We start from the raw sequence: 22,914 nt of genomic DNA on the forward strand, positions 1-22,914 counted from the left end.
GGGGGGGGGGGGGGGGGGGGGGGGGGGGGTTCCGGATCTGCCCTACGACTACGCGGCGCTCGAGCCGCACATCTCGGGGCGCATCATGGAGCTGCACCATGACAAGCACCACGCGGCCTACGTCGCCGGCGCCAACACGGCGCTCGAGAAGCTCGCTGCCGCCCGCGCGGCCGACGACTTCGCCGCGGTGAACCTCCACGAGAAGAACCTCGCCTTCAACCTGGGCGGGCACGTCAACCACTCGGTGTTCTGGCAGAACCTCTCCCCCGAGGGCGGCGACAAGCCGACCGGCGAGCTCGGCGCCGCGATCGACGAGTTCTTCGGCTCGTTCGAGGCGTTCCAGAAGCACTTCGCCGCGAACGCGCTCGGCATCCAGGGTTCCGGCTGGTCGATCCTCGCGTGGGACTCCATCGGCCAGAAGCTCGTGATCGTGCAGCTGTACGACCAGCAGAGCAACATCGCGCTCGGCCTCGTCCCGGTGGTCGTGCTCGACATGTGGGAGCACGCCTTCTACCTGGACTACGTGAACGTGAAGGCGGACTACGTCAAGGCGTGGTGGAACATCGTCAGCTGGGCCGACGCCGCTGCTCGCTTCGACCGCGCGCGCACCCAGACGGCCGGCCTGATCGTGGCCGTCTGACCGCCTGTACGCCCCGCAGAACGCCTGAGGGCCCGCACTCGTCGTCGAGTGCGGGCCCTTGGCAGTTCGTGCGTCAGGACTGCTTCTCGAGCGTCCCGATGTCCTTGCCCTTGTCGTCGAGGATCGTCATGGTGTCACCGTCGACCGTCGCCTTCGCCGCTCCTGAGAGCCACGTGTCCACGTCCTCGCACGCCATCATCGTCGCGGAGAACGGGCCGAACTCGATGTCGGAGCCGTCGAGCTTCCAGGTGCCGTTCATCTGGTTGCACCCGTCGGTCCCGCTGACGGAGCCGTCCGCCAGGAACTCGAGATCGACCGGCGGCTTGGAGTCCGGCTCTGCCCACTCACCCGTGATGTCGCTCTTCGAGGGTGCAGATCCGGAGGAGTCGTCGCTGGAACAGGCGGTCAGTGCCGCCCCTGCCACTGCGACGAGGATGATCGTTCGAACCACTAACGCGCGAGGATTCCTCATGCCAGGACGCTAGCAGTGTGAAATGCCTGCTCACAGGGGTGGAAACCCCGTGGTCAGACGTCAGTGGGCGTGCTGTCCCCGCGAGAACTCGAAGACCCAGCCCACCAGGCCGATGATGCCGAGCACGATGCCGATGTACGACATCCAGAATCCGACGGCCAGACCGGCGAACGTGATCGCGGCGGCGACGCCGAGGACCAGCGGCCACCAGCTCCAGGGGCTGTACACGCCCTGGTCGCCTGCGCCCTGCTCGATCTCACCGTTCGGGTCGTCCTCGGGACGCTCGTCGATCCGGCGGCCCAGCAGCGCGAAGTAGGCGCCGATCATGCCCACGAGCCCGCCGACGAGCGGGATGCCGACCGTGCCGACGGCCTCGCCGCCGCTCCACCAGGCGTAGATCAGGCCGATGGGGACGAAGAACAGCACCCCGTAGAGGAAGAGCTTGGTCTCGAGCTTCACTTCTCGTCCTCCCCGTCCGTGCTGGTCTCGGTGGCAGGCCGTTCCTCGACGATCGTCGCGGTCGACTGCTCGGGCTCGCCAGTGCCGTTCACGACGCGCTCGACGCCGAGCGACGTCTCACCGCGCCGGTCCGCCTCCCAGTCCAGCGGACCGGGATCGGGCTCGACGAAGTCCATGGCGGCGACCTCGGGGTGGTGCAGGTCGAATGCCGGACGCTCCGAGCGGATGCGCGGCAGCGACGTGAAGTTGTGCCGCGGCGGCGGGCAGCTGGTCGCCCACTCGAGCGAGGCCCCGTAGCCCCACGGGTCGTCGACCGTCACCAGCGGTGCGTTGCGCCACGTGGTGTAGACGTTCCAGAGGAAGGGCAGCGTCGACGCGGCGAGGATGACCGCACCGATGGTCGAGACCTGGTTCATCACCGTGAAGCCGTCGTCGGGCGAGTAGTCCGCGTACCGGCGGGGCATGCCCATGACGCCCAGCCAGTGCTGGATCAGGAACGTGGTGTGGAAGCCGACGAACAGCATCCAGAAGTGGACCTTGCCGAGGCGCTCGTCGAGCATCCGGCCGGTCATCTTCGGCCACCAGAAGTAGAAGCCGGCGAACATCGCGAAGACGACCGTGCCGAACACGACGTAGTGGAAGTGCGCGACGACGAAGTACGAGTCCGACAGCGAGAAGTCGAGCGCCGGGCTGGACAGGATGATGCCCGTCAGGCCGCCGAAGAGGAACGTGATGAGGAAGCCGATGGTCCAGAGCATGGGTGTCTCGAACGTGAGCTTGCCCCGCCACATCGTGCCGATCCAGTTGAAGAACTTCACACCGGTGGGCACGGCGATGAGCATCGTCATGAACGCGAAGAACGGCAGCAGGACCGAGCCGGTGACGTACATGTGGTGCGCCCACACGGTCACCGACAGGGCAGCGATCGCGATCGTGGCGTACACCAGGCCGCGGTAGCCGAAGATCGGCTTGCGGCTGAAGACCGGCAGGATCTCGGTGATGATGCCGAAGAACGGCAGCGCGATGATGTAGACCTCGGGGTGCCCGAAGAACCAGAACAGGTGCTGCCAGAGGATGGCGCCGCCGTTCTCGGGGTTGAACACCTGCGCACCGAACCGGCGGTCGGCGCCGAGCGCGAACAGCGCGGCGGCCAGCGGCGGGAACGCCATGAGCACCAGCAGCGACGTCACCAGGGTGTTCCAGGTGAAGATCGGCATGCGGAACATCGTCATGCCGGGCGCACGCATGGTGACGATCGTGGTGATGAAGTTGACGGCACCCAGGATCGTGCCGAACCCGGCGAGGGCCAGTCCGAAGACCCAGAGGTCTCCCCCGAGCCCCGGTGAGTACACGGTGTTGGACAGCGGCGCGTACGCGAACCAGCCGAACGACGCGGCACCCTGCGGCGTGAAGAAGCCGGCGCCGGCGATCGTGCCGCCGAAGAAGAAGAACCAGTACGCGAGCATGTTCAGCCGCGGGAACGCCACGTCGGGCGCGCCGATCTGCAGCGGCATGATCACGTTGGCGAAGCCCGCGAACAGGGGCGTGGCGAACAGCAGCAGCATGATCGTGCCGTGCATGGTGAACGCCTGGTTGTACTGCTCCTTCGACTGGAACACCTGCATGCCCGGGTCGAAGAGCTCGGCGCGGATGAGCAGCGCGAGCGTGCCACCGATCGCGAACCAGACGAACGACGTGATCAGGTACAGGTACCCGATGGTCTTGTGGTCGGTGGAGGTGATCCACTTGATCACCGTGCGGCCGAGCGTCTGGCGCGACGGCGCCAGTCCGGGGATGTGCTCCGCGACGGCGGCCATCAGTTCTCGCCTTCCTTCGCCGCGTCGGGCGCGGTGTCCTGCAGGCGGCTGTACTCGAGTCCGAGCGAGCCCTCCTGGCCGTTCTCCTTCAGCTGCGCGATGTGCGCGTCGTAGTCCTCGCGAGTCACGACCTTGACGTTGAACAGCATCGACGAGTGGTACTCGCCGCAGAGCTCGGCGCACTTGCCGAGGTACTCGCCGACGACCTTCGGCGTGACCTGGAACGAGTTCGTCTTGCCGGGGATCATGTCCATCTTCATGAGGAACGCGGGCACCCAGAACGAGTGGATGACGTCGCGCGAGTTGAGCGTGAACTCGACGGACTCGTCGACCGGCAGCCACAGGGTGACCTGGTCGCGGAGCACACCGGTGCCGGCGCTGCCGACGTCCTGGGCGTGCTGGCCGGTCTCGTACGCGTCGTCGTCGAGGTAGTTGAAGTCCCAGCTCCACTGCTTGCCGATGACCTGGACATGGTTCTGGGTCTCGGCCGAGGTGTCGATGATCGCCTCGGTGTCGCGGTTCGTGTAGTAGAAGAGCACCCCGACCATGATGATCGGCAGGATCACGTACATGATCTCGAGCGGCACGTGGTACCGGAGCTGCACCGGCAGGGTGTCGTCCGCCTTGCGCTTCCGGTAGACCGTGACGCACCACAGGATCAGGCCCCACGTGATGACGCCGACGACGAGGGCCGCGATCCAGGAGCCGACCCAGAGGCTGGTGACCCGGCCGGTCTGGTTGGTGATCTCGTTCTCAGACGAGCCAGGGAGCCAGCCGCGCTGCACCTCGGCGGAACAACCGCTGAGGGCGACGACGACGACGGCAAGCAGACCAGCCATGACCAGCGCTGGCCGCCGCTTGCGACGGGGGGTGTCCGGGTGCAACGGGGGGACCTCTCACTCGCGTCCCGACGGGCGCTCCCGCGGTGCTGGGGGCGTCGTCCGGGACCTTCGTCCTCGACTGGTGCAGCCTAGCGCCCCGGGCCGCGCGTTTCGTGCTGACGACGAGTGTTGACGACGCCGTGTCAGCACCACGTCGGTCACGTCCCGCTCCTCGGGACGGTGCCGCGGCACCCGTCGACGGGCTGCCCAGGGGGATCCTCTCCCGCCTGGTCACGGGCGTCTCGGGGTTACGGTGCGTGCGTGAGCACAGATGGCGAGCCCGAGACCACCGGGCCCCGTGACACCTCTGCTGTGACCGACGCCACTGGCGGGCGTGTCGTCCTCGACGCCGGCGGGCGCGCCCCGCTGCTCCCCGAGGCGCGGTCGGCGTTCCTCGAGGCCCTCGACCAGGGCTGGGCGGACCCGCGTCGGCTCCACGCCGAGGGTCGGCGCGCCCGCATGCTCCTCGACGGCGCGCGGGAGGCGATCGCCGCCGTCGTCCGCGCCCGGACGCAGGACGTCGACCTCGCCCCGTCGCACACCGCGACGCTGCACGGGGCCGTCCGGTCGGTGGCCCGCGGCCGACGACGCTCCGGGTCCGACGTCGTCGTCGGGGCGGTCGAGCGCGCAGCCGTCCTGAACGCCGCCGACTTCGCGGGCACCCGCGTCACCGTGCCGGTCGACGCGACCGGGCGGGTCGACCCGTCCGCGTTCGTCGATGCCGTCGGACGGCCCGGGGTGGCCCTGGCGGCCCTGCAGCACGCGAACGGCGAGGTGGGCACGCTGCAGCCCGTCGACGCCGTGCGCGAGGCCGCACACGCCGCGGGCGTCCCGCTGCTCATGGACGCGGGCGCGAGCCTGGGCCACGTCGACGTGGGCGAGGCGTGGGACCTGCTTGCCGCGGACGCGGGCGACTGGGGCGGTCCGGCCGGGATCGGGGTGCTGGTCACCCGCTCTGGCGTGCGTCGCTCCCCCGACTGGCCCGAGGACGAGGACCGCTGGTTCCCGGGCGGCGTGAGCGTGCCCGCCGCACTGGCCGCCGCGGTCGCGCTCCAGGTCGCGTCGGCGGCGGCCGACGACCGCAGGGCGCTGATCGACCGGGTCCGCACCCGGGTGGCCGCTGAGGTCCCGGACGTCGACGTGGTCGGCGACCCCGTGGACCGGCTCCCCCACGTCCTGACGTTCTCGTGCCTCTACGTCGAGGGCGAGGCGCTGCTCGGCGCGCTGGACGCCCGCGGGTTCGCGGTCGGCTCGGGGTCGGCCTGCACGTCGAGCGCGCTGGAGCCCAGCCACGTGCTGGCCGCGATGGGGGCGCTCACGCACGGCAACATCCGGCTCGCCCTGCCGCGCGGCACGCGGTCGGCGGACGTGGACCGGTTCCTCGACGAGCTGCCGGGGATCGTCGCCGGTGTGCGGGAGGCGTGGGGGGTCGGCTCGCTGTGATCGTCGTGGACGCCCGTGGGCTGCGCTGCCCCGCGCCGGTCATCAGGCTCGCGCGCGCCGCGAAGGACGCCCCGGTCGGCAGCACGCTCACCGTGCTGGCCACGGACCCGGCAGCCGTGCACGACGTGCCGGCCTGGGCTCGGATGCGCGGGCACGTCATGGTGGGGTCGACCGAGCAGGACGGCGTCCACGCACTGACCGTCCGCACGCAGGCATGAGAAAGGGCCCCGGCATCCGCCGGGGCGTTCGGGTTGTCGATGGTGAAGCCCTGCTTCTCGATCGTGTCCGCGAAGTCGATCGTCGCGCCCTCGAGGTACGGGACGCTCATGCGGTCCACGATGACCTCGACGCCGTCGTAGTCCTTCACGGCGTCGCCGTCGAGCTGACGCTCGTCGAAGTACAGCTGGTAGATCAGGCCGGAGCAGCCACCGGGCTGGACGGCGACACGGAGACGCAGGTCGTCGCGGCCTTCCTGCTCCAGGAGGCTGCGGACCTTTCCGGCGGCGACGTCGGTGAGGAGGACGCCGTGCGTGGTGGTCTGCGTGGTCTCGCTCATATGTCTCTCCAGTGGGCTCACGGGACGGTGCTCGCGTCTGTCTGTCGATCCGCAACAGCACCGGGCTCCGAGTTGTTCCCCTCCAGGGTACGACCCTCCCGCGCAAACTTCGGTGTGCGATGCGTCGCACGGCGATTCAGGTCAGCGGGACCAGGTTCGGGCGATCCGCGTGGCGCGGGCGGCGAGCGTCTCGGCCGGTGCGGCCAGCGCCGCGCGGACCGCGTCGGGCGTCTCCGCGACCGCGTACGCCGCCGTGATCCCGGCGGCCGACAGCTCGCGACGACCCACCAGCACCTCCCCGGCGAGCACGATGGTCGGCACACCGTGCGCGAGGGCCCGAGCCGCCACCTCGCTCGCCGCCTTGCCGTGCAGCGACTGCCAGTCGAACCGGCCCTCTCCGGTCACGACGACGTCCGCAGCCGCGATGCGCCCGTCGAGCCCGACCGCCTCGGCGACGAAGCCGGACCCGGGCACCAGCCGACCTCCCAGGAGGGCGAGCCCGAAGCCCAGGCCGCCCGCTGCGCCGGCTCCGGGCGTGGTGGTCAGCCGGGTCGTCGCGGACGTGGCGCGGGCGCCTGCCAGCAGGTCCGGGCGGACCGCGTCGCCGAGCGCCGCGGTCGCCGCGTGCGCGAAGTCGGCCAGCGCGCGCTCGAGCTCCTGCGCCTGCTCGGGCGTCGCGCCCTTCTGCGGCGCGAAGCCCGCGCTCGCGCCCTGCAGTCCCAGTAGCGGCACGTCGACGTCGGTCGCGACGACCAGCTCGACGCCACGGAACCGGTCGCGCAGGTCACGCAGGCCGGCGAGGTCGTCGGCGGTCACGGCGCCCAGTGCTCCGCCCCCCAGGCCGAGGTCCTGCGACAGGCCCGGGACGCCCAGCGCGTCGGCGAGCCCGACGAGCGCACCGGCCCCGGCGTCGTTCGTCGCCGAGCCGCCGAGCCCGACGACGACGCGGGTCGCGCCCGTGCCGAGCGCGGCCGCGATCAGCTCGCCCGCTCCCCTGGTCGTCGTCACGCCGGGGTCGCGCCGGTCGGCCGGCACGAGCGGCAGCCCGATCGCCTGTGCGGACTCGACGTAGGCGGTCGTGCCGACGAGGAGGAGGACGACGGGCGTCGGCTCGCCGACCGGCGACGTCACCGTCACCGGCACGAGCGAGCCGCCCAGGGCTCGGTGCAGCGTCGCGACGAAACCGGGGCCTCCGTCGGACAACGGGCAGGTCAGCACCTCGTCGTTCGGTGCCACCGCACGCCAGGCGCCGGCGATCACGTCGCTCGCCTCGTCGGCCGTGAGGCTCGAGCCGAAGCTGTCGGGGGCGATGAGGACGCGCACGCCGTGCATCGTGGCACGCCTGGACGGCGTCGACTTTCAAGAACGAGTCCGTGTGCGAGGATCGGCGCGTGAGCGTGACCACGGATCGAAGCACCTTCTCCGAGCCGGCTCCGTCGGCGCTGCTGCTGCTGGGGCGCGGCATCGACCTCGCCTCCGAGCGCGGCGTCGAGTGCGTCGGCGACCTTCCCGCAGCCAGCGACCCGGACCTCGTCGAACGGGCCCGCGTGGCCCGCGCAGCACTGGGCACCCGCGCGTTCGTGCTCGGCCACCACTACCAGCGCGACGAGGTCATCGACTTCGCCGACGTCACGGGCGACTCCTTCAAGCTCGCCCGCGAGGCCGCCGCGCGGCCCGAGGCCGAGTTCATCATCTTCTGCGGCGTGCACTTCATGGCCGAGTCGGCCGACATCCTGACCTCCGACCACCAGCAGGTGATCCTCCCCGACCTGGCGGCCGGCTGCTCCATGGCGGACATGGCGGCGATCGACCAGGTCGAGGACGCGTGGGACGTGCTCGCCGACGCCGGGATCGCCGACGGCACGGTCCCCGTCACCTACATGAACTCGACGGCGGCCATCAAGGCGTTCACCGGGCGCCACGGCGGGACGATCTGCACGTCGTCGAACGCGCACGTCGCGCTGCGCTGGGCGTTCGACCAGGTCGGCGGCCTCGAGGGCACGGGCAAGGTGCTCTTCATGCCCGACCAGCACCTCGGCCGCAACACGGCGGTGCTGCAGCTGGGCCTCTCGCTCGACGACTGCGTGGTGTTCGACCCCCGCAAGCCGGGCGGCGGGCTGACCACGGAGCAGCTGAAGAACGCGCGGATGATCCTGTGGCGCGGGCACTGCTCGGTGCACGGCCGGTTCTCCGAGCGCAACGTCACCGACATCCGGGCGGCCGTCCACGACGTGACCGTGCTGGTGCACCCCGAGTGCAAGCACGAGGTGGTCACGGCCGCGGACATGGTGGGCTCGACGGAGTACATCATCAAGGCGCTCGACGCCGCGGCCCCGGGGAGCTCCTGGGCGATCGGCACCGAGCTGAACCTGGTCCGGCGGATCGCGGCGGCGCACCCGGACAAGAACATCCACTACCTCGACTCCACGGTCTGCTTCTGCTCGACCATGAACCGCATCGACCTGCCGCACCTCGTCTGGGCCATGGAGTCGCTGCTCGCCGGGCGGTCGGTGAACCAGATCGTCGTGGACGCCGACGTCGCGCACTGGGCACGCGTCGCTCTCGACCAGATGCTCGCCCTGCCCGGGTACTGAGGTGTCCACGGGGAACGGCCTGCGGGTCGGGATCTTCGTGTTCGACGGCGCCGAGGAGCTCGACGTCGTCGGACCCTACGAGGTGCTGAAGTACTGGGCCGACCACTCCGAGCTGCACCCCGAGGTGCTGACGTTCTCCGTGGACGGCGGTGGGGTCCGGTGCGCCAAGGGCTTGCGCCTCGTCCCGGACGTCTCCATGGCCGAGCTCGGGCCGCTGCACGTCCTGGTCTACCCGGGCGGCCACGGCACCCGGATCCTGCTGCGCGAGCCCCAGCACCTGGCGTGGGTGCACGAGATGCGCGCGACGACCCCGCTCCTGACGAGCGTCTGCACCGGCGCGCTCGTGTACGCGGCTGCCGGTCTGCTCAGCGGGCGCCCTGCGACCACCCACTGGGCGGCGTTCGACGAGCTGCTCGAGCTCGAGCCCGACGTGCTCGCGGACACCGAGTCCCGGTTCGTCGACGACGGCGACCTCGTCACGTCGGCGGGCGTGTCCGCCGGGATCGACATGGCCCTGCACCTCGTCGCGCGGCTCGAGTCGGTGGACGTGGCCCGCGACGTGCGGCGGGGCATCCAGTACGACCCCCAGCCTCCGGTATGACGGACCTGCTGTCCGCTCCGGTGCTCGAGCACGCCCTCCTCCCGGTCCGCCCCGGTGAGCACGCTGCGTTCGAGGAGGCCCTGGCAACCGCTCTGCCGCTCGTGGAGTCGGTCCCGGGCTTCCGGGGCGTGCACGTCTCGCGCAGCATCGAGAGCCCTGGCACGTACCTGCTGCTGATCGGCTGGGACTCGGTGGAGGCGCACACGGTCGGGTTCCGTGGGTCGCCGCAGTACGAGCGGTGGCGCGAGCTCCTGCACCACTTCTACGACCCGTTCCCGACGGTCGAGCACCACGTCCCGGTCGTGCCCCAGGATCGGTAGCTCACGCCCGGTGGTTGGATCGGCCGATGGCCCGCATGATCCCGCTGCTGCCCTGCGGTGACCTCGACGAGGCGCTCGCGTTCTACGGCGCGCTGGGCTTCGAGGTCACGTACCGCCAGTCCCGGCCGTACCCGTGTGCCGGGTTTCGACGTGGGCCGCTCGAGCTGCAGGTGTACGGCATGCCCGACTGGGACCCCCTGCAGTCGCACTCGACGTGCCTCGTGCTGGTGGACGACACCGAGGTGCTGTGGCGCGAGTGGGCCGACGGCCTGCGCGGGCTCTACGGGAAGATCCCCGTCCAGGGCCTCCCACGCATCACGCGTCCGCGCCGCCGCGCGAACGCGGACGGCGCCAGCGGTTTCTCGCTGGTCGACCCGAGCGGGAACTGGGTCCGCGTGTTCGGTGAGGGCTCCGGGTCCACGGCTGCGACGACGACGCTGGGCCGCGCGCTCGACAACGCCGTCGTCCTCGCGGACTCGAAGGGCGACGCCGCCCAGGCGCTCAAGATCCTGTCCGCAGCCGAGCGACGCGCTGACACGACGACGTCCCTGCACGACCGTGAGGCCGCGCTGGCATTCATCGCCGAGCTCCAGGAGCGACTCGGCGACGGCGAAGCGGCAGCGCGAGACCGGCTTCCCGGTCAGCCCTGAGCGAGCCGCTCCAGCAGCAGCGCCTCGGCCAGCACGACCTTGGCCAGCTCGCCGAGGTGCACCGACTCGTTGGCGCCGTGCGCGCGGCTGTCGGGGTCCTCGACGCCCGTCACCAGGATCGACGCGTCCGGGAACACGTCGAGCAGGTCCGCGATGAACGGGATCGACCCGCCCACGCCGATGTCCACGGGCTGCGTCCCCCACGACTGCGCGAACGCCCACCGCGCGGCCTGCATCGCCGGCGAGTCGGTCGGTGCCTGGAACGGCTTGCCGGACTCGCCGTCGGTGACCGTGACGCGGGCGCCGAAGGGGGCGTGCTCGAGCAGGTGCGTGCGCAGCGCCTCCATCGCGGCGGCCGGGTCCTGGCCGGGAGCAAGCCGGACCGAGAGCTTGGCCGACGCCCGCGGCGTGATCGTGTTCGACGCGCTCGCGACGCGGGGCGCGTCGAGGCCGATGACGCCGATCGCGGGACGCGTCCAGAGGCGGGCGGTGATCGGGCCGGTTCCTGCGAGACGGACCCCGTCCAGCACGCCCGCGTCCGCGCGGAACGCGGCCTCGTCGTAGTCGACGGTCGGGTCGGGGGCGTGCACCAGGCCTGCGACCGCGACGTCGCCGGCGTCGTCGTGCAGCGTCGCGATGAGGCGTGCGAGCAGGGTGGGCGCGTCGAGCACCGCACCCCCGAACATCCCCGAGTGCACCGCGTGGTCGAGCACGGCCACCTCGACGACGAGGTCGACCAGGCCGCGCAGCGAGGTGGTCAGGCCGGGCACTCCGACGGCCCAGTTGGTCGAGTCGGCGACGACGATCACGTCGGCGGCGAGCAGGTCGCGGTGCGCGGTGAGGAACGGCAGGAACGTCGGCGAGCCGATCTCCTCCTCCCCCTCGACGAAGACGGTCACGCCGACCGCGAGCTCGTCGGCCAGCACCCGCAGAGCACCGATGTGCGCGACGATCCCGGCCTTGTCGTCGGCCGCGCCCCGGCCGTAGAGCCGCCCGTCGCGCTCGGTCGGCTCGAAGGACGGGGTGTCCCAGTCCTCACCGGGCGGCTGCACGTCGTGGTGCGCGTAGAGCAGGACCGTCGGGGCGCCCTCGGGTCCCGGACGCCGGCCGACGACCGCCGGGGCGCCGCCGTCCACGCGCAGCACCTGGACGTCGTCGAAACCCACCCCGTGCAGGAGACCGACGACGGCCTCCGCGCTCGCCGCGACGTGCGCCTGGTCGAACTCCGCGTTGGAGACGCTGGGTATCCGGACCAGGGCCTCGAGATCCGCGCGCAGGGCGCTGAACTGGTCCGCCGTCCGCGTGCGGAGGGTCTGCGTCCGACTGTCGTTCGTGCTCGTCTCGTCCGTCACGCCTCAGCACGCTACTCGACTACCCTTGCTCCGTGCCCGGTAGCAGCAAAGACCAGCAGCCCGCCCTCTCCGAGGGCCCCAGCGAGCCCGTAGGCAAGGGCCGGCCGACGCCGAAGCGCAAGGAGGCCGAGGCGGCCAACAAGCGCCCGCTGGTCAGCTCCGACCGCAAGGGCGCGGGTCGCGCGCAGGCCGACGCCCGCAAGAAGCAGCGCAATCTCGAGTACCAGGCGATGCAGTCCGGCGACGAGAAGCACATGCCGGTCAAGGACCGCGGCCCGCAGCGCCGGTACATGCGCGACTACGTCGACGCGCGCTTCAACCTGGGCGAGTTCGTCCTGCCGGTGGCCGTCCTGCTGATCGTCGTGCAGCTCGCGTTCCAGAACAACCAGGCGATCGCCAGCGGCGCGATCCTGGCGCTCTACGCGTACATGCTCCTGTTCTCGGTCGACGCGTTCATCCTGTGGCGCAGCGTGAAGAAGCGCCTGAAGGCCAAGTTCGGCGACGACGTCCCGCTCAAGGGTGCGCCGTTCTACACCGTCGTCCGGGCGCTGCAGATCCGTCGCTCCCGCCTGCCCCGGCCGCAGGTCAAGAGGGGTCAGTACCCCAGCTAGGGTCGAGGGATGGTTTCCTACCGCTACCTCGGCCGCTCCGGCCTCAAGATCACCGAGATCACCTACGGCAACTGGCTCACGCACGGCTCGCAGGTGGAGAACGACACCGCGAAGGCCTGCGTCCGCGCCGCGCTCGACGCCGGGATCACGTCGTTCGACACCGCTGACGTCTACGCGAACACCAAGGCCGAGACCGTCCTCGGCGAGGCGCTGAAGGGCGAGCGCCGCGCAAGCCTCGAGATCTTCACCAAGGTCTACTGGCCGACCGGCCCCGGCGGCGCCAACGACTCCGGCCTGTCCCGCAAGCACATCCTCGAGTCGATCGACGGTTCGCTGGAGCGCCTGCAGACCGACTACGTCGACCTCTACCAGGCGCACCGTTACGACGAGTCCACGCCGCTCGAGGAGACGATGCAGGCGTTCGCCGACGTGGTGCGCTCCGGCAAGGCGCTCTACATCGGCGTCAGCGAGTGGACCGCGGACCAGATCCGCGCCGGCCACGCCCTCGCCCAGGACCTCGGCATCCACCTGATCTCGAACCAGCCGCAGTACTCGGCGCTCTGGCGGGTCATCGAGGGCGAGATCGTCCCCACGTCGACCGAGCTCGGGGTGTCGCAGATCGTCTGGTCGCCCGTCGCGCAGGGCGTGCTCACCGGCAAGTACCTGCCCGGCCAGCCCGTCCCGGCCGGCTCGCGCGCGACCGACGAGAAGGGCGGCGCACGGTTCATCGGACGCTTCCTCGAGCGGCCCGACGTCCTGCAGCGCGTGCAGGACCTGCGACCGATCGCCGACGAGCTCGGCCTCTCCCTCGCACAGCTCGCCGTCGCGTGGGTGCTGCAGAACCAGAACGTCGCCGCCGCGATCATCGGCGCCTCCCGGCCCGAGCAGGTGACCGAGAACGTCAAGGCGTCCGGCGTGGTCATCCCCGCCGAGCTGCTCGCGCGGATCGACACGATCCTCGGCGACTCGGTCGTCTCCGACCCCGCCGAGACGGCACGGAACGCGCCCGGACCCCGCTGAGCTACACCGTGACGGCCTCCGGCTCCGGCACGGGGGCCGTCACGGTGAACCGCGGCAGGAACACGTGCACGAGCGGGCCGATGGCCAGCGCGTACAGCACCGTCGCCGGCCCGAACGTCCCGCCGAGGATCCAGCCGGCGCTGATCACCGTGACCTCGATGCCGGTCCGGACCAGCCGGATCGACCACCCCGTCCGCGCGACGAGGCCCGTCATGAGCCCGTGCATGCGGAAGAACGGGTCGACGAGCAGGCTGATCACGGCGACGTTGGCCACGGTGCCGACGCCCGGGCGCTGCCGCAGCGGGATCCAGCACGCGAGCACGACGAGGCCGGTCAGCAGCGTCACCATCCCGAACGACAGGCCCGTGTGCTTGACGATGCCCTGCGTGAGCACGTCCCACGGCATCGAGCCCAGACCGGCGTGCACGACCATCGCGATCGAGAGTGCGTAGAGGACGAGCCCGAGCACGAGCTGGGTCGCGCGGCGGGTCACTCCGCCGTCCAGTCGTAGCGCGAGGCGGGCGGCGGTCGGTGGCCCAGGCCGTCGCGGCGGACGACGCGGGCCACGGCCACCACGAGGGTCGTCGTCACCAGGACTGCCAGAACTATCGATAGCCACATGCTCATGGTAAGCAAGCCTGGTTTACATGTGGCCTTTCGGAACATAGCCACTTCTGGAATAGTGGCTTCATGACCATCAGTGACCTCCCGGCGGACCGCCGCATCAGCGGGCAACGGCTGCAGTCCGTGCTCGGCGCCTGGCAACGTCCCGGTCCTGCCTACGCGGCGCTGGCCGACGCCCTGCGCGCCGCGATCCTGTCGGGCTCGGTGCCGCTGAGCACGCGGCTGCCCAGCGAACGCGAGCTGGCCGACGCGACGGGGGTGTCCCGCACCACGACCACCTCCACCTACGACCTGCTGCGCGACGAGGGCTACCTGGTCAGCCGGCGCGGCTCGGGCACGGTGACCACCCTGCCGAGCGGCCGCGGCGCACGCACGTCCTTTGCCGAGCCGCACGACGACGAACCCGCCGTGGTCGACCTGTCCATGGCGGCGCCGTCGGCCCCCTCGGTCCTGCACGGCGCCTACCTCGCCGCCCTCGACGCCCTCCCCCGGCACCTGACGGGGACGGGATACGCACCGCTCGGCCTGCCCGTCCTGCGCGAGGCGGTCGCCGCCTGGTACTCCCGCCGCGGCACCCCCACGACCCCCGACCAGATCCTGGTGACGACGGGTGGCCAGCAGGCCATCCACCTCCTCGTGCACGCGCACGCCGGCCCCGGCGACCGCGTCGTCGTCGAGCACCCCACCTACCCGCACGCCATCGACGTGGTGCGCGGTGCCGGTGCTCGCCCGGTGCCCGTCCCGTCCGGCGAGCGCGGGCTGGACATCGACCTGCTCGAGTCGACCATCCGCCAGGTCGCGCCGCGGCTGGTGTACCTGATCCCCGACCACCGCAACCCCACCGGGACGTCGCTCGACGACGACGAGCGCGCCGCCGTGCGCGCCCTGGCGCGTCGCTACCGCACGACCGTGGTGGGCGACGAGGTCATGACGGAGCTGACGCTGGACGGACCGGCGCCGTCCTCGTTCGCCGGCGACGGGACCGGTTCGGCGTTCGTCGTCTCGATCGGGTCGGCGTCCAAGTCCTTCTGGGGCGGCCTGCGCGTCGGCTGGGTCCGCGGCCACCCCGACCTGGTGGCCCGCCTCGCGTCCGCCCGCGCGAGCGTCGACATCGGCACGCCGCTGCTCGAGCAGCTGGTGGTCACCGAGCTGCTCTCCCGGCCCGCGGACCTGCTGGACCGCCGTCGCGTCGTGCTGCGCGAGCACCGTGACCTGCTGGCCGGCCTGCTGCTGGACCGCCTGCCGTCCTGGCGCTTCGAGCTCCCGCGCGGCGGCCTGTCGCTGTGGGTCGACCTGGGGGCGCCCGTGTCCAGCGCGCTGGCCGCGATCTCCGTCCGGCACGGCGTCCGCGTCGTTCCCGGGACCGCCTTCGGCGCGGACGGCAGCTTCGAGCAGAACCTGAGGGTGCCGTTCACCACGTCCCCCGACCAGATGCGCCGCGGGGTCGCGGCGCTGGCGGACGCGTGGGCGAGCCTCGGCATCACCGAGCCGTCGACCGGACCGGCGCGCGTGCACGCGATGGTCTAGGTGTAGGGCAGCGTCAGCGTCGGGGTCGCCTGCGTGCCCTCGTGCAGCAGCCGGACCGCGTGCACACCCTGCGCGGCGAGCGTGCGCCAGTGCTCGCCGAGCCACTGCTCGGCGTCGTACTGGGTGGTGAACACGGGGCTCACGGGGTTGCTCACGGCCTCCGCGTCTGCGCCGTCGAAGCGCCACTCCCACTGCGGTCGCAGGACCATCACGCGACCGCCTTGCGCTGCGCGGGCGAGCGGAGCGCCTGGTCGGCGCCGAGCGCGCGCGTGATGCGCGACGGCCAGAACGGGCCCTCGTAGATCAGTCCCGTGTACCCCTGCACCAGGGTGGCTCCGACGGCGACGTACTCGCGCGCGTCCGCGGGGGTCGTGATCCCCCCGACGCCGATGATCACGGCGTCCGGGCCGAGCCGGCTGCGCAGCCGGGCGACGACGTCCAGCCCGCGCGCGAGCACCGGCGGACCGGACAGGCCGCCCGGTCCGAGGTCGTGCGCGATCGTGGTGTTGACCGCGACGATCCCCTCCAGCCCGAGCTCGGCGGCGAGCTCCGCGACCGCGTCGACGTCCTCGTCGGACAGGTCGGGGGCGATCTTCACCAGCAGCGGGACCGCGGGCTTGCCGGCCTTGGCCGTGGCCTCGTCGGCCGCGACCCGGGTGGCCTCGAGGATCGGGCGCAGAGCCTCGACCGACTGCAGGTCCCGCAGACCCGGGGTGTTCGGCGACGAGACGTTGACCACGAGGTAGTCCGCGTAGGGCGCGAGCCGGCCGGCGCTCGTCGCGTAGTCGACCGGAGCCTGCTCCGCCGGGGTGACCTTGGTCTTGCCGATGTTCACGCCGACGACGAGGCGACGACCCGCCGGGGTCGCGCGCAGCCGGCGCAGGCGCGCGGCGACGTCGGCGGAGCCCTCGTTGTTGAAGCCCATCCGGTTGCGCAGCGCGCGCTGGTCCAGGACGCGCCACAGCCGTGGCGGCTCGTTGCCGGGCTGCGCGCGGGCGGTCACGGTGCCCACCTCGACGAACCCGAAGCCGATCATCGTCAGGCCGGCGACCCCGACCGCGTTCTTGTCGAAGCCGGCGGCCAGCCCGAACCGGGACGGGAACCGGCGTCCGAACACCCGCACCTCCCCCGACGCGGGCGACGCGAAGACCCGGGCGACGAGCCCGCGCAGCAGCGGGACGCGCGCGACGCCGCGGATCACGCCGAACGCGACCTCGTGCGCGCGCTCGGGGTCCATGCGGCGGAAGACGAGGTCGAAGAGCAGGCGGTACACGCGCTCAACCCTAGGCGGTGCGGGCGGGGCGGCCGGTGCGCCACAGCCACAGCAGGCCGAGGAACGGCAGGACCAGCGGGATGTAGCCGTAGCCCTGCCCGAACGCCGACCAGACCGTCTCGTCGGGGAACTCGCCGACGTCCGCGAGCGACAGGACGCCCACGGTCAGGACGCCGACGAGCTCGATGCTCACCGCCCACCAGGCGAGCGTGCGCCGGTCCTTGGCCAGGGCGATGGTCGCGACGACGTAGACGAGGCCCGCGGCGAGCGAGAGCAGGTACGCGAGCGGTGCCTCGTCGAGCTTGGTGGTCACCTGGTAGAGGCCGCGGGCGGTCGCGGCGAGCGCGAGGATGCCGTACACGGCGACGAGCAGGCGCCCCGGCCCGCTGGCGGTCGAACGGGTGGTCACACGGTCCCCCAGATCTGCAGGAGTCGGTACTCCAGGAATGCGACGGTCAGTGCGGCCACCAGGAGCACCACGGAGCTCCAGCGCGTGCGCTCCGCGAACGCCCAGGCCGCGGCGATCGGCAGGATCAGCGCCTGCGTCAGGACGTAGCCCCACAGGAGCACGCCGTCGACGTCCGGCGACCCCGTGGCCGCCAAGACGCCCGCGACGAGCGCCTGCACGACCAGCACGGCCTCGACCACCGCGCCGCCCCAGAGCTGACGCAGGACCACGGCGCGGTCGCGGACGACGAACCACAGGGCCCAGCCGCCGAGCGCAACGCACAGGGCGACGACGAGCAGCGCGAGGGCGACGATCACGGTGCCCCACCGTACCGGCGCTCCGACCTATAGTCGGACGGTGACCGTGACGCTGACCTCCCAGGACCCTGCCCGCCTCACCGTCGACGCCCTCGTGGTCGCCGTCGCCCAGCAGGACGACGCGCCCGTCGTCCTGGGGGCGGACCGGCTGCCCAAGGAGCTGCGCACGCTCCTCGCGTCCTCGGCGTCCGCCCTCGGCATCACCGGTGCCGCCGACGAGGTCCGCCGGCTGCCCGGCACCGGCCTGTCGGCGTCCGTGCTGGTGCTCACCGGCGTCGGCTCGGGCCCCCTGACGCCCGAGACCCTGCGTCGTGCGGCCGGTGCGGCCACCCGTGAGCTGGCCGGGACCGCGAGCGTCGCCCTGGCCCTGCCGGCCGACGAGACGGCCGACGTGGCGGCCATCGCCGAGGGCGCCCTGCTCGGCGCCTACGCGTTCACGCGCTACCACGAGTCGAAGGTGCCGGTCTCGACGATCCAGATCGTCACCAAGCACGCCCGCGACCGCGCCGCCAAGGCCGCCCTCGAGCGCGCCTCGGTGGTCGCCGCGGCCGTGCACGGCACCCGTGACCTGGTGAACACCGCACCGAACGACCTCTACCCGGCCGCGTTCGCCGACCTGGCCAAGTCCGCCGTCAAGGAGTCCGGCGCGAAGGGCCTGCGCGTCACCGTGATCGACGACAAGGCGCTCCTCGCGGGCGGCTACGGCGGCCTGACCGGCGTCGGACAGGGCTCGTCGCGCGGCCCGCGTCTGGTCAAGGTCGCCTACTCGCCGTCGCGCGCCAAGGGCAAGGTCGCGCTCGTCGGCAAGGGCATCACGTTCGACTCCGGCGGCATCTCCATCAAGCCCGCGGCGGGCATGGAGGCGATGAAGTCCGACATGGCCGGTGCGGCCGCCGTGCTGAACATCGTCGTCGCGGCCGCCAGGCTCGAGCTGCCCGTCGCGGTCACCGGGTGGCTGTGCCTCGCCGAGAACATGCCGTCAGGGACCGCCCAGCGGCCGTCCGACGTCATCACGATCCGCGGCGGCAAGACCGTCGAGGTGCTGAACACCGACGCCGAGGGTCGCCTCGTCATGGCCGACGGTCTCGTCGAGGCCGTCGCCGAGAAGCCCGACGTCGTCATCGACATCGCGACCCTGACCGGTGCGCAGATGATCGCGCTCGGCAACCGGATGTCCGCGGTCATGGGCACCGACGACGTGCGTGCCGAGGTCGTCGCCGCGGCGGGCGCGTCGGGCGAGCAGTTCTGGCCGATGCCGCTGCCCGCCGACCTGCGTCCCGGTCTGAAGTCGAAGGTCGCCGACATCGCGAACATCAGCGACCGGTTCGGCGGGATGCTCACGGCCGGGATCTTCCTGCAGGAGTTCGTCGGTCAGACGCCGTGGGCGCACCTCGACATCGCCGGACCCGCGTTCAACGAGCGCACTGCCCACGGCTACACCCCGGTCGGCGGCACCGGCGTGGGCGTGCGCACGCTGCTGGCCCTCATCGAGGGCCGGGCACCGCAGGTCTAGGACCCCTGGGCGGCTCGCGCGGCCAGCGCGGCGAACTCCGGCTTGCCGAACGCCGTGCCGAACAGGCCCCAGCCGCCCTCGGCCGCCTCCGTGAGGACCACCCAGGTCTGGACGCCCTCCCCGACGAGGTCCGTCACGATCCGGGTGGCCTCGCGGGTCAGCTCGCGCTGGCCCTCGCGGTCGAGCGAGTCGGGCGGCGTGATCACCTGGATGCGCACCGCACGGGCCGTCGGGTTCGCGGCCGTGGTGACCTGCGGCAGCCGGTGCACGAACGCGGCGGTGTTCTCGGTGAAGAACGGGCCGATGACCTCTTCGCGGTGCCCCTCGGCCCGCAGGACGGCCAGGGTCAGGTCGGTGGCCAGCTTCTGGTCCGCGTCCGCGGGGACGAGGTCGTCGGGGACGTAGACGTCGATCATGGGCATGGCTGGCTCCTCTTTCCGAAGAACGATGACGACAGACTATGATGATGTACATAGAACGTAAGTTATGCAGTTCGTCATAGTCAAGGGAGCGACGGGTGGCAGGCGAGACGAAAGCGCGGATGGTCGACGGCGCCGTGCGGCTCCTCGCGACCCAGGGCACCCAGGGCACCTCGTTCGCCGACGTGCTCGAGCTGACCGGCGCGCCCCGCGGCTCGATCTACCACCACTTCCCCGACGGCAAGGACCAGCTGCTCGCGGCGGCCGTCGACCTCGCCGGCGCCCGCGCGCTCGAAGCCGTCGACCAGTGGGCGGGACGCACGCCGCAGGAGGTCACGGAGTCGTTCCTCGGGCTCTGGCGCGCCGTGCTCACCCGCTCCGGGCTGCGCGCGGGCTGCGCGGTGCTCGCGGTCACGGTCTCCGCCGGGTCGCCCGAGCTGCTCGAGCACGCCGCCACGGTCTTCCGGTCCTGGCGCACGCGGCTCGCGGACCTGTTCGTGGACGGCGGGATGGGTCCCGACGAGGCGGCGGGCTTCGCGGCGACCCTCGTCGCGGCGTCCGAGGGGGCCGTCGTGGTCAGCCGGGCCGAGCAGTCGATGGAGCCGTTCGAGCTCGTCGCGGACCAGCTGCTGCGGATCCTGCCGGGCTAGAGCCCGCTGGCGCGCTTCTTCGTGATGCGCTGCCGCGAGTTGTAGTCGCGCACGCGCTGCGGGTACCCCGTGCGCTGGACGTCGTAGATCGGGATGTTCATCTCGCGCGCGATCTGGGCCGCGGCCTCACCGTCGGGCACGCGCCGGCGGGTCCACTCCCCGTCCGTCGCGACGAGCATCACCGTGGTGGGTGTCGAGTTGGTGCGCGGCTCGACGTAGGCCTCGACGCCGACACGCGTCAGGATGAACTCCTTGAGGTGCGCGACCGTGGCGTCGCGCGCCGACTTGTCGGTCGGTGCGTCGTTGGCGGCCGGATGCTTCCGGCGCGAGAACAGGCCCATGCCTCGTGAGGGTACATTCCGGAGCCGTGCGATCCCTGTGATGCACGAGACGAAACAATGGTCATGGGACGAATGTTCTGAGTGTCACAGAAGCGCGTCGGGCGTCCGGGTCGTTCCGGACCTGCGGGGATGACAAGATGGTCGGCGAGCTCGAGACCACAAAGTCTGCGTAATGAGGAGTCTGCACGTGGCCGACACCACCGGCACCGCTTTCGACATCGTCGTCCTGGGCGGAGGCAGCGGCGGCTACGCGGCTGCCCTCCGAGCAGCCCAGCTCGGGAAGTCCGTCGCACTTGTCGAGGCCGACAAGGTCGGCGGGACCTGCCTGCACGTGGGGTGCATCCCCACCAAGGCCCTGCTGCACGCGGCCGAGCTGGCCGACCACGCCCGAGAGGGCGCCCACTACGGCGTGCACACCACGCTCGAGAAGATCGACATGGCGGGCGTCAACGAGTACAAGGCGACCGTGATCAGCCGCCTGTACAAGGGCCTGCAGGGACTCATCAAGTCCCGCAAGATCACCGTGTTCGAGGGCTACGGCAAGCTCGTCGCCAAGGACACGGTCGAGGTCAACGGTGAGCGCATCACCGGCGAGCACATCATCCTCGGCACGGGCTCCTACGCCCGCACGCTGCCCGGCCTCGAGATCGGCGGCCGCGTCATCACGTCCGACCAGGCCCTGCAGCTCGACTGGGTGCCCAAGTCCGTGATCGTGCTCGGCGGCGGTGTCATCGGCTCCGAGTTCGCGTCCGTCTGGAAGTCCTTCGGGGCCGACGTCACGATCATCGAGGCGCTCCCCCACCTCGTCGCCAACGAGGACGAGGCCCTGTCCAAGGCGTTCGAGCGCCAGTTCCGCAAGCGCGGCATCAACTTCAACCTGGGCGTCCGGTTCGCCGGTGTCACCCAGGACGACAACGGCGTGCACGTCTCGCTGGAGGACGGCAAGACGTTCGACGCCGACCTGCTGCTCGTCGCCGTCGGTCGCGGACCGCGCACCTCGGGCCTCGGCTACGAGGACCAGGGCATCACGCTCGACCGCGGCTTCGTCATCACCAACGACCGCCTCCACACCGGCGTCGGCAACATCTACGCCGTCGGCGACATCGTCCCCGGCCTGCAGCTGGCCCACCGCGGATTCGCGCAGGGCATCTTCGTGGCCGAGGAGATCGCCGGGCTCAACCCCGCGACGATCGTCGAGTCGGGCATCCCGCGCGTGACGTACTCCGACCCCGAGGTCGCCTCGGTGGGCCTGACGGAGGCGCGCGCCAAGGAGGTCCACGGTGCCGACAACGTCGAGTCGCTCGAGTACAACCTCGGTGGCAACGGCAAGAGCCAGATCCTGGGCACGCAGGGCTTCGTGAAGCTCGTGCGCCAGAAGGACGGCCCGGTCGTCGGCATCCACATGATCGGTGCGCGCGTCGGCGAGCTCATCGGGGAGGGCCAGCTCATCGTGAACTGGGAGGCCTACCCGGAGGACGTCGCGTCGCTCGTGCACGCACACCCGACGCAGAACGAGGCGCTCGGAGAGGCGCACCTCGCCCTCGCCGGCAAGCCGCTGCACGCCCACAACTGACCACACGATTCGAAGGAGACACGAGCGGTCATGTCCGACAACGTGCAGCTGCCCGCCCTCGGTGAGTCCGTCACCGAAGGGACCGTCACTCGCTGGCTGAAGAACGTCGGCGACACGGTGGAGGTCGACGAGCCGCTGCTCGAGATCTCGACCGACAAGGTCGACACCGAGATCCCGTCGCCGTTCGCCGGCGTGCTCGAGCAGATCCTGGTCCAGGAGGACGAGACCGTCGAGGTCGGCGCCACGCTGGCCGTCATCGGTTCGGGCTCCGGCTCGGGTTCCGACGAGGGTTCGTCGGCGCCCGCCGAGGCCGAGGCCCCCGCGCAGGACGCCCCTGCCCAGGACGCTCCGGCCGAGGCGGCGCCCGCCGAGGAGCCCGCCGCCGAGGCGGCCCCCGCCGAGGAGTCCGTCGAAGAGCACGAGGAGCCCGCCGCGGCGGCTCCGGCCGAGTCCGGCGGTGTCGGCGAGAACGTGACGCTCCCCGCGCTCGGTGAGTCCGTCACCGAGGGCACCGTCACGCGCTGGCTCAAGAGCGTCGGCGACACCGTCGAGGTCGACGAGCCCCTGCTCGAGATCTCCACGGACAAGGTCGACACCGAGATCCCGTCGCCGTTCGCGGGCACGCTGCAGCAGATCCTGGTCCAGGAGGACGAGACCGTCGAGGTCGGCGCCGTCCTGGCCGTGATCGGGTCGGGCGCCTCGGCACCGGCCGCTGCCTCGGCTCCTGCCGCCGCGCCGGCTCCGGCCGAGCCGGTCGCCGCCGAGCCTGCTCCCGAGCCGCAGACCGCGCCCGAGCCGTCGGCGGAGCAGGAG

General features: G+C 71.6%; 27 protein-coding genes and 1 pseudogene. 14 read left to right on the plus strand and 14 right to left on the minus strand.

Features of this window, described 5'->3' with window-relative positions; genetic code table 11:
• The first annotated feature begins 37 nt into the window (after positions 1–37).
• The gene (locus tag AC1DUE_RS11410; RefSeq protein ID WP_477039563.1) at positions 38–640 is read left to right on the plus strand and encodes a superoxide dismutase; all 603 of its coding nucleotides are present in this window, start codon (positions 38–40) and stop codon (positions 638–640) included.
• A gap of 73 nt (positions 641–713) precedes the next feature.
• Here AC1DUE_RS11410 and AC1DUE_RS11415 read toward each other — a convergent pair whose 3' ends face one another.
• The 4 genes from AC1DUE_RS11415 to ctaC all read right to left on the minus strand — a co-directional run bounded on the left by AC1DUE_RS11415 (position 714) and on the right by ctaC (position 4,227).
• A complete protein-coding gene (locus AC1DUE_RS11415; protein WP_477039536.1) occupies positions 714–1,064 on the minus strand; it encodes an META domain-containing protein in 351 nt (116 codons plus the stop codon).
• Positions 1,065–1,172: 108 nt separating this feature from the next.
• A complete protein-coding gene (locus tag AC1DUE_RS11420) occupies positions 1,173–1,571 on the minus strand; it encodes a cytochrome c oxidase subunit 4 (RefSeq protein ID WP_477039537.1) in 399 nt (132 codons plus the stop codon).
• The gene (gene ctaD, locus AC1DUE_RS11425; RefSeq protein WP_477039538.1) at positions 1,568–3,388 is read right to left on the minus strand and encodes an aa3-type cytochrome oxidase subunit I; all 1,821 of its coding nucleotides are present in this window, start codon (positions 3,386–3,388) and stop codon (positions 1,568–1,570) included. The genes AC1DUE_RS11420 and ctaD overlap by 4 nt, the downstream gene beginning before the upstream one ends.
• Positions 3,388–4,227: an aa3-type cytochrome oxidase subunit II gene (gene ctaC, locus AC1DUE_RS11430; RefSeq protein ID WP_477039539.1), complete on the minus strand. Its 840-nt coding sequence runs from the start codon at positions 4,225–4,227 to the stop codon at positions 3,388–3,390. The genes ctaD and ctaC overlap by 1 nt, the downstream gene beginning before the upstream one ends.
• 354 nt (positions 4,228–4,581) lie before the next feature.
• On the opposite strand from ctaC, the gene AC1DUE_RS11435 reads away from it, so the two are divergent.
• Positions 4,582–5,712 carry a cysteine desulfurase family protein gene (locus AC1DUE_RS11435; RefSeq protein WP_477039540.1) on the plus strand — a complete coding sequence of 377 codons (1,131 nt, stop codon included), beginning with the start codon at positions 4,582–4,584 and terminating at the stop codon, positions 5,710–5,712.
• A 5-nt stretch (positions 5,713–5,717) separates the two neighbouring features.
• Positions 5,718–5,930 carry a sulfurtransferase TusA family protein gene (locus tag AC1DUE_RS11440; protein WP_477039564.1) on the plus strand — a complete coding sequence of 71 codons (213 nt, stop codon included), beginning with the start codon at positions 5,718–5,720 and terminating at the stop codon, positions 5,928–5,930.
• Positions 5,931–5,953: 23 nt separating this feature from the next.
• Here AC1DUE_RS11440 and AC1DUE_RS11445 read toward each other — a convergent pair.
• Positions 5,954–6,268: pseudogene (locus AC1DUE_RS11445) on the minus strand (HesB/IscA family protein); the annotation flags it as partial.
• A gap of 141 nt (positions 6,269–6,409) precedes the next feature.
• On the minus strand, positions 6,410–7,600 hold the full coding sequence (locus tag AC1DUE_RS11450) for a glycerate kinase family protein (protein WP_477039541.1): 1,191 nt from the start codon (positions 7,598–7,600) through the stop codon (positions 6,410–6,412).
• Positions 7,601–7,665: 65 nt separating this feature from the next.
• On the opposite strand from AC1DUE_RS11450, the gene nadA reads away from it, so the two are divergent.
• The 4 genes from nadA to AC1DUE_RS11470 are packed head-to-tail and all read left to right on the plus strand — an operon-like array spanning position 7,666 to position 10,433.
• Positions 7,666–8,862: a quinolinate synthase NadA gene (gene nadA, locus AC1DUE_RS11455; protein ID WP_477039565.1), complete on the plus strand. Its 1,197-nt coding sequence runs from the start codon at positions 7,666–7,668 to the stop codon at positions 8,860–8,862.
• 1 nt (position 8,863) lies between these two features.
• Entirely contained in the window at positions 8,864–9,463 is a 600-nt protein-coding gene (locus AC1DUE_RS11460; RefSeq protein ID WP_477039542.1) for a DJ-1/PfpI family protein, read from the plus strand.
• Complete coding sequence (locus AC1DUE_RS11465) at positions 9,460–9,783, plus strand: antibiotic biosynthesis monooxygenase family protein (protein WP_477039543.1); 324 nt, start codon at positions 9,460–9,462, stop codon at positions 9,781–9,783. Before AC1DUE_RS11460 ends, AC1DUE_RS11465 begins: the two co-directional genes overlap by 4 nt.
• Before the next feature lie 26 nt (positions 9,784–9,809).
• The gene (locus AC1DUE_RS11470) at positions 9,810–10,433 is read left to right on the plus strand and encodes a VOC family protein (protein WP_477039544.1); all 624 of its coding nucleotides are present in this window, start codon (positions 9,810–9,812) and stop codon (positions 10,431–10,433) included.
• Here AC1DUE_RS11470 and AC1DUE_RS11475 read toward each other — a convergent pair.
• Entirely contained in the window at positions 10,424–11,785 is a 1,362-nt protein-coding gene (locus AC1DUE_RS11475; protein ID WP_477039545.1) for a M20/M25/M40 family metallo-hydrolase, read from the minus strand. The two genes, AC1DUE_RS11470 and AC1DUE_RS11475, sit on opposite strands and share 10 nt — an antisense overlap.
• 32 nt (positions 11,786–11,817) lie before the next feature.
• Here AC1DUE_RS11475 and AC1DUE_RS11480 point away from each other — a divergent pair, with 32 nt between their 5' ends.
• Together AC1DUE_RS11480 and AC1DUE_RS11485 are read left to right on the plus strand one after the other, a co-directional pair.
• The gene (locus tag AC1DUE_RS11480) at positions 11,818–12,396 is read left to right on the plus strand and encodes a DUF3043 domain-containing protein (RefSeq protein ID WP_477039546.1); all 579 of its coding nucleotides are present in this window, start codon (positions 11,818–11,820) and stop codon (positions 12,394–12,396) included.
• A gap of 9 nt (positions 12,397–12,405) precedes the next feature.
• The gene (locus AC1DUE_RS11485; RefSeq protein ID WP_477039547.1) at positions 12,406–13,416 is read left to right on the plus strand and encodes an aldo/keto reductase family protein; all 1,011 of its coding nucleotides are present in this window, start codon (positions 12,406–12,408) and stop codon (positions 13,414–13,416) included.
• Position 13,417: 1 nt separating this feature from the next.
• On the opposite strand, the gene AC1DUE_RS11490 is transcribed toward AC1DUE_RS11485, so the two are convergent.
• Positions 13,418–13,909, minus strand: coding sequence for a YczE/YyaS/YitT family protein (locus AC1DUE_RS11490; protein ID WP_477039548.1), 492 nt, complete (start codon positions 13,907–13,909; stop codon positions 13,418–13,420).
• Positions 13,910–14,106: 197 nt separating this feature from the next.
• On the opposite strand from AC1DUE_RS11490, the gene yczR reads away from it, so the two are divergent.
• On the plus strand, positions 14,107–15,567 hold the full coding sequence (gene yczR, locus AC1DUE_RS11495) for a MocR-like transcription factor YczR (protein WP_477039549.1): 1,461 nt from the start codon (positions 14,107–14,109) through the stop codon (positions 15,565–15,567).
• Here yczR and AC1DUE_RS11500 read toward each other — a convergent pair.
• Genes AC1DUE_RS11500 through AC1DUE_RS11515 form a run of 4 tightly spaced genes read right to left on the minus strand, consistent with a single transcriptional unit; the run spans position 15,564 to position 17,605 of the window.
• Positions 15,564–15,776: a hypothetical protein gene (locus tag AC1DUE_RS11500; protein WP_477039566.1), complete on the minus strand. Its 213-nt coding sequence runs from the start codon at positions 15,774–15,776 to the stop codon at positions 15,564–15,566. The genes yczR and AC1DUE_RS11500 overlap by 4 nt on opposite strands.
• A complete protein-coding gene (locus AC1DUE_RS11505) occupies positions 15,776–16,840 on the minus strand; it encodes a quinone-dependent dihydroorotate dehydrogenase (protein ID WP_477039550.1) in 1,065 nt (354 codons plus the stop codon). The genes AC1DUE_RS11500 and AC1DUE_RS11505 overlap by 1 nt, the downstream gene beginning before the upstream one ends.
• A 10-nt stretch (positions 16,841–16,850) precedes the next feature.
• Positions 16,851–17,249 carry a hypothetical protein gene (locus tag AC1DUE_RS11510; RefSeq protein ID WP_477039551.1) on the minus strand — a complete coding sequence of 133 codons (399 nt, stop codon included), beginning with the start codon at positions 17,247–17,249 and terminating at the stop codon, positions 16,851–16,853.
• Entirely contained in the window at positions 17,246–17,605 is a 360-nt protein-coding gene (locus tag AC1DUE_RS11515; protein ID WP_477039552.1) for a hypothetical protein, read from the minus strand. Before AC1DUE_RS11515 ends, AC1DUE_RS11510 begins: the two co-directional genes overlap by 4 nt.
• A 40-nt stretch (positions 17,606–17,645) precedes the next feature.
• Here AC1DUE_RS11515 and AC1DUE_RS11520 point away from each other — a divergent pair, with 40 nt between their 5' ends.
• Positions 17,646–19,118, plus strand: a complete 1,473-nt coding sequence (locus AC1DUE_RS11520) for a leucyl aminopeptidase (protein ID WP_477039553.1) — start codon at positions 17,646–17,648, stop codon at positions 19,116–19,118.
• On the opposite strand, the gene AC1DUE_RS11525 is transcribed toward AC1DUE_RS11520, so the two are convergent.
• Positions 19,115–19,540: a hypothetical protein gene (locus tag AC1DUE_RS11525; protein WP_477039554.1), complete on the minus strand. Its 426-nt coding sequence runs from the start codon at positions 19,538–19,540 to the stop codon at positions 19,115–19,117. The two genes, AC1DUE_RS11520 and AC1DUE_RS11525, sit on opposite strands and share 4 nt — an antisense overlap.
• A gap of 95 nt (positions 19,541–19,635) precedes the next feature.
• On the opposite strand from AC1DUE_RS11525, the gene AC1DUE_RS11530 reads away from it, so the two are divergent.
• Positions 19,636–20,187 (plus strand): TetR/AcrR family transcriptional regulator, encoded by a 552-nt coding sequence (locus AC1DUE_RS11530; RefSeq protein ID WP_477039555.1) that lies wholly within the window; start codon positions 19,636–19,638, stop codon positions 20,185–20,187.
• Here AC1DUE_RS11530 and AC1DUE_RS11535 read toward each other — a convergent pair.
• Positions 20,184–20,528 carry an oxidoreductase gene (locus tag AC1DUE_RS11535; protein WP_477039556.1) on the minus strand — a complete coding sequence of 115 codons (345 nt, stop codon included), beginning with the start codon at positions 20,526–20,528 and terminating at the stop codon, positions 20,184–20,186. The genes AC1DUE_RS11530 and AC1DUE_RS11535 overlap by 4 nt on opposite strands.
• Positions 20,529–20,715: 187 nt before the next feature.
• On the opposite strand from AC1DUE_RS11535, the gene lpdA reads away from it, so the two are divergent.
• Positions 20,716–22,101, plus strand: coding sequence for a dihydrolipoyl dehydrogenase (gene lpdA, locus AC1DUE_RS11540; RefSeq protein ID WP_477039557.1), 1,386 nt, complete (start codon positions 20,716–20,718; stop codon positions 22,099–22,101).
• Positions 22,102–22,131: 30 nt separating this feature from the next.
• The coding region (locus AC1DUE_RS11545) for a biotin/lipoyl-containing protein (RefSeq protein ID WP_477039558.1) at positions 22,132–22,914 on the plus strand (783 nt) is incomplete at its 3' end.

It is taken from the genome of Cellulomonas sp. P4_A2 (assembly GCF_056402515.1).

Excerpts from the sequence above, each read along its gene's own strand:
- yczR (WP_477039549.1), top strand. The coding sequence starts at position 14,107 with ATGACCATCAGTGACCTCCCGGCGGACCGCCGCATCAGCGGGCAACGG.
- AC1DUE_RS11485 (WP_477039547.1), top strand. The coding sequence starts at position 12,406 with ATGGTTTCCTACCGCTACCTCGGCCGCTCCGGCCTCAAGATCACCGAG.
- AC1DUE_RS11470 (WP_477039544.1), top strand. The coding sequence starts at position 9,810 with ATGGCCCGCATGATCCCGCTGCTGCCCTGCGGTGACCTCGACGAGGCG.
- AC1DUE_RS11535 (WP_477039556.1), bottom strand. The coding sequence starts at position 20,528 with ATGGGCCTGTTCTCGCGCCGGAAGCATCCGGCCGCCAACGACGCACCG.
- AC1DUE_RS11465 (WP_477039543.1), top strand. The coding sequence starts at position 9,460 with ATGACGGACCTGCTGTCCGCTCCGGTGCTCGAGCACGCCCTCCTCCCG.
- AC1DUE_RS11525 (WP_477039554.1), bottom strand. The coding sequence starts at position 19,540 with ATGCCCATGATCGACGTCTACGTCCCCGACGACCTCGTCCCCGCGGAC.
- ctaC (WP_477039539.1), bottom strand. The coding sequence starts at position 4,227 with ATGGCTGGTCTGCTTGCCGTCGTCGTCGTCGCCCTCAGCGGTTGTTCC.
- AC1DUE_RS11450 (WP_477039541.1), bottom strand. The coding sequence starts at position 7,600 with ATGCACGGCGTGCGCGTCCTCATCGCCCCCGACAGCTTCGGCTCGAGC.
- ctaD (WP_477039538.1), bottom strand. The coding sequence starts at position 3,388 with ATGGCCGCCGTCGCGGAGCACATCCCCGGACTGGCGCCGTCGCGCCAG.
- AC1DUE_RS11500 (WP_477039566.1), bottom strand. The coding sequence starts at position 15,776 with ATGGTCCTGCGACCGCAGTGGGAGTGGCGCTTCGACGGCGCAGACGCG.